This is a genomic window from Nitrospirillum viridazoti CBAmc, assembly GCF_000730165.1.
Classification (GTDB): Bacteria; Pseudomonadota; Alphaproteobacteria; order Azospirillales; family Azospirillaceae; genus Nitrospirillum; species Nitrospirillum viridazoti.
In genome coordinates this window covers 1,075,688-1,088,606 of sequence record NZ_CP022111.1, presented here as the reverse complement: position 1 = coordinate 1,088,606, position 12,919 = coordinate 1,075,688, and the positions used below count along the sequence as shown (strand labels likewise).

Sequence of the window (12,919 nt, the reverse complement as noted above, 5' to 3'; positions counted from 1 at the left end):
CATGAGCGACATGCACGACCATCACGGCGACCCCGACTACGACTACGATCCCGGCTATGACTGGCAGGGGCGGCGCCAGCCGGCGCCCCGCCGGCGCGGGCTGCTGAGCCTGGGCGTGGTGGTGGCCGCCGTCGGCAGCTTCGGCGGGCTGATCTACTTCGTCTACACCCAGGGCCAGCGGGCGGGGACGGAGGCGGTCGCCCCCATCATCCATGCTGATCCCGGGCCGACGAAGGTGAAGCCGGAAACGCCGGGCGGGATGGACGTGCCCAACCAGGATCGGCTGATTTACGATCGTCTGCGCGCCGACACCAAGACGGACCCCGGTGTGGAACGCCTGCTGCCGCCGCCGGAAGCGCCCATGGAACGGCCCACGGCCCCGCCGCCGGCCGCCCAGCCGGCGCCACAGGCCGCTGCCCAAGCTCCTGCCCAGGCGCCAGCGCAAGCCCCGGCCGCCCAGCCGGCGGCCCCGACCGTCCTGCCGCCAACCGTGCTGCCTCCGACGGCGGCCGGCACCACCGCCGCGAAGCCGGTGACGCCGGCGCCGGTTCCGGCCGCCAAGCCGCCCGCGCAGCAGCAGACGGCGCAGGCCAACGCACCCACGCCGCTGGTGCCGCAGCCTACGCCTCAGCCGGCCCTCCAGCCGGTGGTGCCTAAGCCTATTGCCGCCGCCCCGGTCACGCCGGCGCCCAAGCCGGTGGAAAAGCCCGTGGCACCGGCCGCTGTTGCGCCCACGGCCGTGCCCACTGCCACCGGCGGCGGGTCGGTGAAACTGCAGTTCGCCTCCATCCCGTCGGAACCGCAGGCGGAAGCCGAGATGCAGCGGATCCAGCGCAAGCATGCGGCTGTCCTGGGCGGGCTCAGCCTGCGCCTGGTCAAGGCCGATCTGGGCGCCAAGGGCATCTATTACCGCGTCCAGGCGGGCCCCATCGACGAGGCCCAGGCCAAGCGCATCTGCGAGGCGGTGAAGGCGGCCAAGGACGGCTGCATCCCCGTACATTAAGGCGGTGCCTGCGATGACCACCCCCAACGTTCCAGCGGCCGTCATCTTCGGCTGCACCGGTCCCGTCCTGACCGAGGCGGAGCGGGCGCTGTTCGCGGCGGCCAATCCCCTGGGCTTCATCCTGTTCCGGCGCAATTGCGAGACACCGGAGCAGGTGATGGCCCTGACGGCGGCCCTGCGTGACAGCGTGGGCCGGCCTGATGCGCCCATCATGATCGACCAGGAGGGCGGCCGCGTGGCCCGCCTGCGCCCGCCGCACTGGCCGTCCCTGCCGCCGGCCGGTCACATCGGCGCCATCGCCGACGATGACCTGGCCAGGGAGGCTGCCTGGCTGCACGGCCGCCTGCTGGCCGCCACCCTGGCGCCGCTGGGCATCGATATGGACTGCGCCCCGGTGGCCGATGTGCCGCAAGCGGGCGCCCACGACGTCATCGGCGACCGCGCCTTCAGCCGCGACCCGGCCCGGGTCGCCCTGCTGGCGGGCGCCCAGGCGGAGGGCCTGCTGGCCGGCGGTGTGCTGCCCATCGTGAAGCATCTGCCCGGCCACGGCCGCGCCACGGCCGACAGCCATAAGGAGCTGCCGACGGTGACGGCGGACCTGGCGACGCTGGAGGCAGTGGACTTCGCCCCCTTCAAGGCCCTGGCCGACCTGCCCGCGGGCATGGTGGCCCACATCTTGTTCACCGCGGTGGACGCCCAGCATCCCTCCAGCACCTCGGCCCTGGTCATCACCAAGATCGTGCGCGGGCTGATCGGCTTCGGCGGTCTGCTGTTCAGCGACGACCTGGACATGCAGGCCCTGTCGGGCACGGTGGCGGAGCGTGCGGCCGCCGTGGTGGCCGACGGCTGCTGCGACGTGGCCCTGCACTGCAACGGCACGGTGGAGGATAGGACCGCCGTGGCCGCCGTGGTGCCCCGCCTGTCGCAACAGGCGCAGGAACGCTGGGCCCGGGCCCAGGCCCGCCGCCCGGCCTCGACCGCCGCCGACGCGGCCACTGTCGCCGCCTGGCGCGCGCGCCTTATCGACCTTGCCGGCAACTGGGACTGACCCCTTTGGACACCTCGATTCAGGAACTGATCGTCCGCCTTTCCGTGATGGCCATCCCCATGGTGCTGGCCATCACCCTGCATGAGGCCGCCCACGCCTGGGTGGCGTGGAAACTGGGCGACGACACCGCCTATTCCCAAGGGCGGGTCAGCTTCAACCCGGGCAAGCACATCGACCCCATCGGCACCATCCTGATGCCGGCGACGCTGTTCCTGTTCACCGGCTTCGTCTTCGGCTGGGCCAAGCCCGCGCCCATCACCCAGAGCCGGCTGCGCCGCCCGCGCCGCGACATGGCACTGGTGGCGTTGTCCGGGCCCGGCATGAATTTCCTGCTGGCCATCGTCTTCGCCCTTCTGCTGCACACCCTTTTCCTGCTGCCGGCCTCGGTGGCGGACTGGGTGGGGCAGAACTTCGTGGCGGGCATCCAGATCAACCTGATGCTGGGCGTGCTGAACATGCTGCCCTTCCCGTCGCTGGACGCTGGCAAGGTCATCGAGCAGATGCTGCCCTATCGCCAGGCGCAGTGGTTCGCGGCGCAGGAGGTGCGGGGCAACATGATCCTGCTGACGATTTTTTTCCTGCTGCCATACCTTTTCAATAAGATGGGCCTGTCGGCCTACGACCCCTATATGTGGCTGGTGCGGTGGCCGACCAGTGGCTTGTGGAACGTGATCGCCACGGTGACGGGACTGAGCTGATGGCCGATGCGCGGGGCCCGGATGACGAATGGAGCGCCGCCCCCGCCCTTGAACCGGCGGCGGAGGGGGAGCCCGCGCTGCTGGTTGACCTCGGGGAATTCGAAGGCCCCATCGACCTGCTGCTGACCCTGGCGCGCGACCAGAAGGTCGACCTCACCCGCATCTCCATCCTGGCCCTGGCCGAACAGTACCTGGCCTTCGTCGAGGAGGCGCGGCGCCTGCGGCTGGAGGTCGCGGCCGATTATCTGGTGACCGCCGCCTGGCTGGCCTATCTCAAATCCCGCCTGCTGCTGCCCACGCCCGAGACGGAGGAGCCGACGGGCGAGGAGCTGGCGCAGGCCCTGGCCTTCCAGCTGCAGCGTCTGGAGGCCATGCAGAACGCGGCCGCACGCCTGATGGCCCGGCCGCGCCTGGGTCGCGACATCTTTCCCCGGGGCGCACCCGAAGATCTGCCGGTGTTCGAACGGCGGGTCACGGAGGTAACGCTCTACGACCTGCTGCGCGCCTATGGCGACATCAAGCGCCGGCAGCAGAAGACCGGCCCCCTGCATCTGCCGCCGGTGGATCTGTTCACCATCGAGGACGCCATCCGCCGGGTGGAGGCCATGCTGGGCCGCCTGCCGGATTGGACCCGCCTGGACCGCTTCCTGCCGCCGGACTGGCGCGGCGGCGGCACGAGCCGGGAGGACAAGCTGAAGGCCCGGTCCGCCCTGGCGGCGACCTTCGTCGCCACCCTGGAACTGGCCAAGGCCGGCCAGCTGGAGGTGCGGCAGGATGGAACCTTCGGCCCCCTTTACGTTCGCCGCACCGATACGCCCGCCGCACCGCCGATCCCGGATAAAGAGCCATGACCGCCGAAACCGTCATAGAGGCGCCTGCCGAGCTGGAAGAGGGCTTCGACCGCCGCGCCGAGCAGATGCGCCTGGTGGAGGCGGTGCTGTTCGCCTCGGCCGAGCCGGTGGAGGAGGCCGCCCTGGCCGCCCGGCTGGGCGAGGGCGCCGACCTGCGTGGCATCCTGGACGAATTGCAGGCCCATTACAGCCATCGCGGTGTGCATCTGGTGGCGGCGGCTGGCCGCTGGGCCTTCCGTACGGCGCCGGATCTGGCGCCCCTGTTGCAGCGGGAGACGGAGGTCACCTCCCGCCTGTCTCGCGCTGCCGTGGAAACGCTGTCCATCATCGCCTACCACCAGCCGGTAACCCGGGCCGAGATCGAAAGCATCCGCGGCGTGGCCACCAGCAAGGGCACCCTGGACATCCTGATGGAAGCGGGCTGGATCAAGCCCGGCCGCCGGCGCGAGACGCCGGGCCGGCCGCTCACTTGGCTGACAACGCCGGCTTTCCTGGATCATTTCGGTTTGGAATCGTTGCGCGACCTGCCGGGCGTGGACGATCTGCGCGCCGCCGGCCTGCTGGACGCCCGCCCCGCCATCACCACCCTGTTCTCGCGCGGCGACGACGCGGCGCTGCCCCGGGCGGTGGAGGACAGCGCGGAGGATTAGGACACGGGCTGTTCCACACCCTCGGGGGCGGTGGGCGATGAGGGCTCCGCGACAACGGCCAACGCCACCATCGCCCGCCTCACCAATTGAAGTTGGTCATTGCCCAGGCGCCGCGATAACTCCGCTTGGGCCTGCCGCCATACCGGAAGGGCCTCCGCCAGCAGATGATGTCCTGAGGCCGTAAGGCTGAGACGCTTTCCCGCACGGCCGCGCCCGCCGTCGGCGTAGACCCAGCCCCGCTTTTCCAGGTTCTGGATATTTCGGCTGAGGGTTGTCGTATCGACCCCCGCGCTGAGCGCGAGTTCAACCAATGTGACGCCCTCGGCGGCGCCGATTCCCACCATCAGGCTGAATTGCTCGGCCGTCAGCCCCAGCGGCCTGAAGCAGGCGTTGTGATAGCGCGTGATCGCCCGCGCGGTCGCGCGGGCCTGGAAGCCCGGACATTCCGCCGCGATGGTCCGGAAGGCATCCCGGTCGACGTCGCTCATCTCCAATGGCCCCTGTACAATGGCGCATCGCCATATAATGTATATGCATCATTAGGAGATGCGTTATGCCCGCCTACGTGCATATCAATTTACGGATCATCGACCCCGCCAAGCAGGCGGCGCTCGCCCCCCGCTTCCAGACCGCCTTGCAAGAAGCTGGCGGCCGGATCCTGTACTTCGGCCGTGTCGCGCAGGTGCTTGAAGGCGATGACATGCCGCTGCCGATGGCGGGCGTGCTGGAGTTTCCGACACTGACCCAGGCGCTGGCGTTCTATGATTCCGAGGCTTACGCCCCGATCAAGGCGGAACGCCGAGAGGCTCAGCAGGCGACGATGTTCGTCGTCGAGACCGCCTGAGCCCCTGCTCGGCGCGCCGCCCTTTACTTTGCGCTCGCCTCGCAGGCCGCCACGGCCTCCGCCACCATCTGGTCCACCTCCTTGTCGCCGGTGGCCTTCAGCCAGCCGCGCAGGGGCTTGATCAGGTCGGGATGGGCGCACAGCGCCGCCGCCTCGAACACGGTGGGGTAGACCCCCTCGGCGCTCAGCGCCTCCAGCACGTGGGGACGGGCCAGGTCGCCGTCGCGCTGGGCCAGGGCCACCAGCGCCTCGGCACGCACGCTGTCATCCTCATCGTTCAAGGCACCGATCAGGGCGTCGCGGACGGCCTTGGTGTCCACCTCGGACTGGCCCAGGAGGAAGACGGCCCAGTCGCGGTTGGCGGCATCCGGGTCCTTGAAGAAGGACAGCAGGCGCTTGATCGTGGCCGTGTCGTCTGCCTCGATCTCCACATCCTCGTCGATCAAAGCCCGCAGGAAGTCCGACGGCGGCATGTAATCCTTGGCCATTCGCGTGTCCTTTCTCAACGTGCGCCGTTGGGGATAATCGGGTGGGTGGGCCTTGTAAAGGGCGCAACAGTGGGGCGGGAAGGGCGGATGACCTTGACCTGGCACCCGGCCGGGTTCCAAATGGCCCTGCCCCTGGGTTGCCTTGAGCTTGCCATGTCCCGCCCGACCGAACCGTCCCGTCGTTTCGCAGTCCTGCGTTGGGCGGGGCCCGTCCTGGTGCTGGGGGCCGTCGCCATCGGTGCCTGGGGCATCATCGGCCGGCCGCTGACGACGCCCAAGCCGGACGGTGTGACCAGCCTGGCCGCCATCGGCGGCCCCTTCGCCCTGACCGACCAGGACGGCAGGGCGGTCACGGACAGGACCTATGCCGGCAAAATCCTGATGGTCATGTTCGGCTACACCAACTGCCCCGACGTCTGCCCCACCGGCCTGGCGTCCATGAGTGTCATCCTGGACGGCCTGGGGCCGGATGCCGACCGGGTCCAAGGCCTGTTCATCACCGTCGATCCGGCGCGCGACACCACGGCGGTGCTGAAGGACTACATGGCCAATTTCAATCCGCACATCGCCGCCCTGACCGGCACCCCCGAGCAAATCGCCCAAGCCGCCGCCAGCTACAAGGTGGAATACCGCAAGGTCTCGACCGACGGCACGCCCTTGCCCCCCGACGCCCATCCAGCGGATTACGGCATGGATCACAACGCCGCCATCTTCCTGATGGATCCGGCCGGCCATCTGAAAAGCACCATCAACCCCTTCGAGCCCCCCACCACGGCGGAGGGCAAGGTGCGCCATGCGCTGGGGTTGCCGGTGGCCGCAGACTGACATGAAAAAGCCGCCGCCCGGTGGGCAGCGGCTTTCACGGTCAGATATGGGCGGCTTACTGCTTGGCCAGCGGGGCGTAGGCGCCGTTGTGCCAGGCGTAGATGACGTAGTCGTTCTGCTTGCGGTCGCCCTTGGCGTCGTAGGAGACGGGGCCGACGGCGGTGGTGAATTCCTGGCCGCTGTGCAGGACGGCGGCAACCTTCTTGGGATCGGTGCTGCCCGCTTTGGCGGCGGCCTGGGCCCAGACCTGGACGGCGGCGTAGGAGTAGAGCGAGAAGATGTTGGGCTCCCCGCCGTTCTTGCGGAAGCTGTCCAGCGCCTCCTTGGCGGCGGGACTCTGCCGCACGTCGGCGTTGTAGGCCATCATGACCCCTTCGCCCATGGCGCCGGCGGTGGTCCAGAACTCATCGCTGGCCAGGGTGTCGCCCGCCAGGAAGGCCGCCTTCAGACCGGCGGTACGCGACTGGCGCACCAGCAACCCGGCCTCGGGATACAGGCCGCCGTAAAACACGGCGTCCACATCCGCCGACTTCAGGCGGGTGACCATGCTGCTGAAGTCTTTCTCGCCCGCCGTCAGGGTGCCGTTCAGGGCCACGGGCACGCCCTTGGCCTTCAGCGTGGCGCGCACGGCGTCGGCCAAGCCCTTGCCGTAGGTGGTCTGGTCGTCGACGACGGCGATCTTGCCGCCCTTGTAATGCTCGGCGAGATAGGCGCCGATGACCTGGCCTTGCTGGTCGTCACGGCCGCAGGTGCGGAACAGCGTGTCCCAGCCCTGGGCGGTCAGCTCCGGACTGGTGGAGCTGGGGGTGATGACGATGACGCCCTCATCGGCGTAGACCTGGGCCGCCGGCATGGTGGTGCCGGTGGTCATGTGGCCCATGACCATGGCGACGCGGTCCGTCACCAGGCGGTTGGCGGCGGCGACCGACTGCGTCGGCTCTCCACCATCGTCCACCGCATCCACCACCAGCTTCTGCCCCAGCACGCCGCCCTTGGCGTTGATGTCGGCCACGGCCTGATCCGCGCCCCGGCGCAGTTGGGTCCCCACGGCGGCCAAGCGGCCGCTCAAGGGGACGCCGACACCGATCTTGATATCCGCCAGGGCGGGAAGGCTGATCGACAGCAGGGGCAGGGCGAAGACGGCGGCACGCGCGAAGGAAGGAACACGCATTGAACTGTTATTCCTGAACCGAGGGGAGGCTAATTCACACTATTTGACCTCGGTATAGGATCCATCGCGCCATTGGTAAACTGTGTAATCGGCAGTGGTGCGATCTCCTTTTGCATTGAAGGAGAGGGGGCCGATCACAGTCTGGAAGCTGCCTTTGTGCAAGGCGTCGGCCACCTTGGCCGGATCCGTGCTCTTGGCCGTGGTCACCGCCTGGGCCCAGGCCTGCACGGCGGCGTAGGAGTAGAGGGTATAGGCCTCGGGCTCGTAATTCTGGGCACGGAAGCTTTTCACAACCTCCGCCGCCACGGGCTGCTGGCGATAGTCGGCGCCGAAGGTGTTCAGCACGCCGTTGCCCATGGCGCCGGTGATATTCCAGAACTCGTTGGAGACGATGCCGTCGCCAGCCATGAACTTGGCCTTCAGGCCCTTTTCCGCCATCTGGCGCACCAGCAGGCCGGCTTCGGTGTGCAGGCCGCCGAAATAGACGAAATCGACCTGCGCGTCCTTCATGCGGGTGATGACGGAGGACATGTCGCGGTCGCCCACCGTCACCGCCTCATACACCACCTCCTTCAGGCCCAGCTTGGCCAGGGCGGCGCGGGTGGCGTCCGCCAGGCCCCGGCCATAGGTGGTCTGGTCCTGCAGGATGCCGATGCGGGCCTTGGGGAAATTCTTGGCGATGTATTGGGCCGCCACCTCGCCCTGCTGGTCGTCGCGCCCGCAGGTGCGGAAGGTGGTGTGGCTGCCCATTTCCGTCAGCTGCGGATTGGTCGAGCCGGGGGAGATCTGGACCACGCCTTCCTCGGAATAAACCTTCGCGGCGGCGATGGAGACGGCGGAGTTGTAATGGCCGATGACGGCCACCACGCCCTGGGTGATCAGCTTGTTGGCCGCGGCCACGCCTTGGCTGGGGTTGCTGGCATCGTCGGCCTGGATCAGCACGATCTGCTCGCCCAGCACGCCGCCCTTGGCGTTCAGATCCTTGATCGCCTGCTCGCTGCCCCGGCGCAGCTGTTCGCCCACCACGGCGTTGGGACCGGTCAAGGGGGCGCCCAGGCCCAGCTTGATCTCGGCACGGGCGGCGCCGGCCCCCAGGCCCGCCGCCACCATGATCGCCACCGCCGCGACGCGGCCCTTCATGCGCACCATGCCACATCCCCATTCTTAATGCCGGCGGCCCCACCCCAACGGGTGGCCCGCCCTGTTATGAGCCGAAGGTAGCACGCACCCGGCACCACAACTCCAGTGCGTCGCCATCCCTTGCGCGGAATGGGAAAAGATACGACATCTGGGCACGCCCGTTCGTGCAACACCCCCTTTCCACCACAGGGAATCCGGCCATGGCCGCCTATGACTACGACCTTTTCACCATCGGCGCCGGCTCCGGCGGGGTGCGGGCCAGCCGAATCGCGGCCGGTCACGGCGCCCGCGTGGCGGTGGCGGAGGAACGGTACCTGGGCGGCACCTGCGTGAATGTCGGCTGCGTGCCCAAGAAGTTCCTGGTCTACGCCGCCCAGTACTCCGCCGGCTTTCAGGATGCGGCCGGCTACGGCTGGGACGTCGAAGCGCGGGACCATGACTGGCGGCGCCTGATCGCCAGCAAGGATGCGGAAATCACCCGCCTAAACGGCATCTACCGCCGCCTACTGGAGAATTCCGGCGCCACCATATTCGAGGCGCGCGCCACCATCGTGGATGAGCACACGGTGGACGTGGGCGGCAAGCGCGTCACGGCGGAGCGCATCCTGATCGCCACCGGCGGCTGGCCGGAACTGCCGGAAAAGCCCGGCGTGCGCGACTACGCCATCACCTCCAACGAGGTGTTCCACCTGGACAAGCGCCCCGAACATATCGCCATCGTCGGCGCCGGCTATATCGCCACGGAATTCGCCGGCGTGTTCAACGGCCTGGGATCCCGCACCACGCAGATCTACCGGGGCGACAAGCTGCTGCGCGGCTTCGACGAGGACGTGCGGGATTTCCTAGGCGCGGAGATGGTCAAGGCCGGCGTCGACCTGCGCCCCAGCACCACCATCGAACGTCTGGAGAAGACTGGCCGCTGCCTGGTCGCCAGCCTGTCCGACGGCACGACGTTGGAGCTGGACGCCGTGCTCTATGCCACCGGCCGCCGGCCCAACGTGCGCGGCCTGGGGCTGGAGCGCGTGGGCGTGCAGTTGAACGAGCGCGGCGCCATCAAGGTGGACGACCAGTACCGCACCACCGTGCCCAACATCTATGCCCTGGGCGACGTGACCGACCGCGTGAACCTGACGCCGGTGGCCACGGCGGAGGGCCATGTGCTGGCCGATACCCTGTACGGCAACAAACCGCGCAGCGTGAACTATCACAACATCCCGACCGCCGTTTTCTCCATCCCCCCTGTCGCCACTTGCGGCATGACGGAGGAACAGGCCCGCGCCGTCTATCCGGCGGTCGACATCTACCGCACCAACTTCAAGCCCATGAAGCACACCATCTCCGGCCGGGACCAGCGCATGCTGATGAAGCTGGTGGTGGAACGCGCCAGCGACCGGGTGGTGGGCTGCCACCTGGTGGGCGACGATACGCCGGAGATGATCCAGGGCGTGGCCGTGGCCATGAACGCCGGTGCCACCAAGGCCGTGTTCGACAGCACCATCGGCCTGCATCCGACGGCGGCGGAGGAGTTCGTCACCCTGCGGACCAAGGTGCCGGACCCGGTTTGAGGGACGGCGCAGCGTCGTGACCCGGCCTGACCTCAGGCCGGGCGGGCCTGAGCCGCCACGGGCACACGCCGGCCGTTGGCGGCCAGGCCGGTTTCCACCAGCTGAGCCAGGCCCGGCACCATTTCCTGCCGCAGCCAGTCCAGCTTCTGCCCCGGGGCGCCCCGGCCGGCGGTGGGGAAGGCGCGCTTCCAGCCGCCCAGCTTCACCGCCAGGCCGCAGCACAGGGCGCCGACGCTGGTGTGATGCGCCTCGATCTCACGGCGCATGGCCTGGAATCCTTCGGCGGACAGATCGTCCCACAGCTGTTGCGTCATGCGGTCGAAGCTGCGGAAGCATCCCTCCAGCTGGGCCATGATGATGTCCAGGCTGGTGTCCACCGTGGTGATCAGGCGCTGGGCGGCGCTGTCGCTTTGCACCAGGGGCGCGCGTTTCAGATCCACCAGCCAGCGGCCGAACTCCTCCAGCAGGGCATGGGCGCCATCGCGGCAGCTGCGGAAATAGGCGACCGACAGGAAGATATCGCCGTACTGCGCCAGGAATTCGGGAATCTCGGTCAGCTTCAGGCCCAGCCGTCCGGCGATGCGCCGCAGGTTGGCCAGCGTCTCCGCCCGGTCGGGGCTGGAGAGCAGGGCCGTCAGGTCGCCCATGCTCTCCACGCGCGCCGCCTGCTCGCCATAGACGCGGCGCAGCAGGGGGCGGGTGAAGCCCTGCATGTAATGGGTCAGCTCTTCCTGCTTTTCCGGGGACAGCACCAGGTGCTGGTGCTCATCCACCGCGATGCCCAAGGCACGCAGCTCGATGCGCAGGGAGTAGACGTCGAACGACGCCACGGCGCCCAATTTCAGCAACAGGGCCATGTCGCGTTCCAGCGACGCCTTGTCGGCGGCGAACTCCCGGCCCAGGCCCTCGATCTGGATCAGCCCGGTGCCAGCGCGGGCATCGCGGAACAGTTCCACCATCGTTTCCAGCCGCGCCGTCTTCACCAGGCGCGCGCGCTTGAGGCCGCTGACGGTCAAGGGCAGCAGGTGCAGCGGCAGCAGGTGCAGGGCGTCGGTCTCATCCGACCAGGCGGCGGTATCACGAATGGGGCGATCGGCGGCGGCGTGGGAGATGCCGTCGGCCCGGGGCGGCTCCAGCGTGACCGGGCGCAGGGGCATGGCCCGGGACAGGGCGGGGGGCGGCGGCGAAGCCTCGGCGCTTGGGCGCGCATCGTGGACTGCAAGCGGCATATGGGTCGTCCTGAAAGCCGTAATGCGGTCCGTCACCCGAATTGGACGGCCGATGGGAAGGGCGGAGCAGGGCTGCCACCCTGTTCCTGCCGATCAGCATAAATCCAATTGAGTACTAGTAAAGTACTAACTGGATGAGCGGAGCGAGCGGGGCGTGCGTTTGCTCTATTTTTAGTGTCGTCGGCAATAATTACATCAAATCCAATATAACTATTCGTCACAATTCATCATTTTCCGTAGGGGAAGGAAGGTCTCATGCGGGCGAACGGGTCGGTGATCAAGGACAATGGCTGCGACGTCGCGTGGTCACGCCCCGCGTCCGCCGCCGGGCAGCCATCCCGTTCTTGCCTGTGGGCGGCGGCGGGGCCATAGTCCGCCCCCGATACGGCGGCGCCCCCGTGCGGGGGTGTATCCGTCCCCCTCTGACCGCCCTAGGGATCCCATGCGCTTTCCGCACCGGCACCTGCTTGGCATCGAAGGCCTGAGCCAGGCCCAGATCAACACCATCCTGGATCTGGCCGACACCTACGTCGAACAGAACCGCAGCCCCAACAAGAAGTCGGACGTGCTGCGCGGCAAGACCGTGGTCAACCTGTTCTTCGAGAACTCCACCCGTACCCGCACCAGCTTCGAGCTGGCGGCCAAGCGGCTGGGGGGCGACGCCATCAACATGTCGGTCGACGGCTCCAGTGTGAAGAAGGGTGAGACCCTGCTGGACACCGCCACCACGCTGAACGCCATGCACCTGGACGTGCTGGTGGTGCGCCATCCGGAGTCGGGGGCGGTGAAGCTGCTGGCCGACAAGGTCAACTGCGCTGTCATCTCCGGCGGCGACGGCGCGCATGAGCATCCGACCCAGGCCCTGCTGGACGCGTTGACCATCCGGCGCAACAAGGGGCGGCTGGATGGCCTGACCGTCACCATCTGCGGCGACATCCTGCACAGCCGGGTCGCGCGGTCCAACATCCAGCTGCTGAACATCATGGGCGCGCGCGTGCGCGTAGTGGCGCCGCCCACCCTGCTGCCCCGCGCCATCGGCGAGCTGAGCGTCGAGGTCCATCACGACATGGCCACCGGCCTGAAGGACGCCGACATCGTCATGATGCTGCGCCTGCAGCTGGAGCGCATGCAGGGCCAGTTCGTCCCCTCGGTGCGGGAGTACTACCGCTTCTTCGGCCTGGATTATGAAAAGCTGGCGGCGGCCAAGCCGGACGCCCTGATCATGCACCCCGGCCCCATGAACCGCGGCGTGGAGATCGACAGCCTGGTGGCCGACGACATCAACCGCAGCGTCATCCTGCAGCAGGTGGAACTGGGCGTGGCCGTGCGCATGGCCTGCCTGGATCTCTTGACCCAGCATGGCCGCAACGACCCGGCCTGACGCACCGGCCCGTCTCCGCCCCCGCC

Annotated in this window: 14 protein-coding genes; 9 read left to right on the top strand and 5 right to left on the bottom strand. The window is 68.4% G+C overall.

Annotation, left to right across the window (positions count from 1 at the left end; translation table 11 throughout):
- Nucleotide 1 precedes the first annotated feature (1 nt).
- From Y958_RS18150 to scpB, 5 genes are read left to right on the top strand one after another with little or no spacing between them, the layout of a single operon-like run.
- Complete coding sequence (locus tag Y958_RS18150) at nt 2–1,003, top strand: SPOR domain-containing protein (protein WP_088873368.1); 1,002 nt, start codon at nt 2–4, stop codon at nt 1,001–1,003.
- A gap of 13 nt (nt 1,004–1,016) precedes the next feature.
- Nucleotides 1,017–2,051 (top strand): beta-N-acetylhexosaminidase, encoded by a 1,035-nt coding sequence (nagZ, locus tag Y958_RS18145; protein ID WP_088873367.1) that lies wholly within the window; start codon nt 1,017–1,019, stop codon nt 2,049–2,051.
- 5 nt (nt 2,052–2,056) lie between these two features.
- Entirely contained in the window at nt 2,057–2,749 is a 693-nt protein-coding gene (locus Y958_RS18140; RefSeq protein ID WP_088873366.1) for a site-2 protease family protein, read from the top strand.
- Complete coding sequence (locus Y958_RS18135; RefSeq protein WP_088873365.1) at nt 2,749–3,600, top strand: segregation and condensation protein A; 852 nt, start codon at nt 2,749–2,751, stop codon at nt 3,598–3,600. The genes Y958_RS18140 and Y958_RS18135 overlap by 1 nt, the downstream gene beginning before the upstream one ends.
- Nucleotides 3,597–4,250, top strand: a complete 654-nt coding sequence (scpB, locus tag Y958_RS18130; RefSeq protein ID WP_425600679.1) for an SMC-Scp complex subunit ScpB — start codon at nt 3,597–3,599, stop codon at nt 4,248–4,250. Before Y958_RS18135 ends, scpB begins: the two co-directional genes overlap by 4 nt.
- Here the strand turns inward: scpB and Y958_RS18125 are convergent.
- Nucleotides 4,247–4,738 carry a MarR family winged helix-turn-helix transcriptional regulator gene (locus Y958_RS18125; RefSeq protein WP_088873364.1) on the bottom strand — a complete coding sequence of 164 codons (492 nt, stop codon included), beginning with the start codon at nt 4,736–4,738 and terminating at the stop codon, nt 4,247–4,249. The two genes, scpB and Y958_RS18125, sit on opposite strands and share 4 nt — an antisense overlap.
- 65 nt (nt 4,739–4,803) lie before the next feature.
- Here Y958_RS18125 and Y958_RS18120 point away from each other — a divergent pair, with 65 nt between their 5' ends.
- Complete coding sequence (locus Y958_RS18120; protein ID WP_088873363.1) at nt 4,804–5,094, top strand: DUF1330 domain-containing protein; 291 nt, start codon at nt 4,804–4,806, stop codon at nt 5,092–5,094.
- Nucleotides 5,095–5,117: 23 nt separating this feature from the next.
- On the opposite strand, the gene Y958_RS18115 is transcribed toward Y958_RS18120, so the two are convergent.
- Nucleotides 5,118–5,582, bottom strand: a complete 465-nt coding sequence (locus tag Y958_RS18115) for a HEAT repeat domain-containing protein (RefSeq protein ID WP_088873362.1) — start codon at nt 5,580–5,582, stop codon at nt 5,118–5,120.
- 153 nt (nt 5,583–5,735) lie between these two features.
- On the opposite strand from Y958_RS18115, the gene Y958_RS18110 reads away from it, so the two are divergent.
- Complete coding sequence (locus Y958_RS18110; RefSeq protein ID WP_186291335.1) at nt 5,736–6,407, top strand: SCO family protein; 672 nt, start codon at nt 5,736–5,738, stop codon at nt 6,405–6,407.
- A 55-nt stretch (nt 6,408–6,462) separates the two neighbouring features.
- On the opposite strand, the gene Y958_RS18105 is transcribed toward Y958_RS18110, so the two are convergent.
- On the bottom strand, nt 6,463–7,578 hold the full coding sequence (locus Y958_RS18105; protein WP_004274220.1) for a branched-chain amino acid ABC transporter substrate-binding protein: 1,116 nt from the start codon (nt 7,576–7,578) through the stop codon (nt 6,463–6,465).
- Nucleotides 7,579–7,617: 39 nt separating this feature from the next.
- Nucleotides 7,618–8,727 carry a branched-chain amino acid ABC transporter substrate-binding protein gene (locus Y958_RS18100; protein ID WP_088873360.1) on the bottom strand — a complete coding sequence of 370 codons (1,110 nt, stop codon included), beginning with the start codon at nt 8,725–8,727 and terminating at the stop codon, nt 7,618–7,620.
- Between the two features lie 191 nt (nt 8,728–8,918).
- Here Y958_RS18100 and gor point away from each other — a divergent pair, with 191 nt between their 5' ends.
- Nucleotides 8,919–10,283 carry a glutathione-disulfide reductase gene (gene gor, locus Y958_RS18095; protein ID WP_088873359.1) on the top strand — a complete coding sequence of 455 codons (1,365 nt, stop codon included), beginning with the start codon at nt 8,919–8,921 and terminating at the stop codon, nt 10,281–10,283.
- Between the two features lie 32 nt (nt 10,284–10,315).
- Here the strand turns inward: gor and Y958_RS18090 are convergent, their stop codons facing one another.
- Nucleotides 10,316–11,512: a hypothetical protein gene (locus Y958_RS18090; RefSeq protein WP_145727833.1), complete on the bottom strand. Its 1,197-nt coding sequence runs from the start codon at nt 11,510–11,512 to the stop codon at nt 10,316–10,318.
- A gap of 442 nt (nt 11,513–11,954) precedes the next feature.
- On the opposite strand from Y958_RS18090, the gene Y958_RS18085 reads away from it, so the two are divergent.
- A complete protein-coding gene (locus tag Y958_RS18085) occupies nt 11,955–12,893 on the top strand; it encodes an aspartate carbamoyltransferase catalytic subunit (RefSeq protein ID WP_004272168.1) in 939 nt (312 codons plus the stop codon).
- The last annotated feature ends 26 nt before the right edge of the window (nt 12,894–12,919 follow it).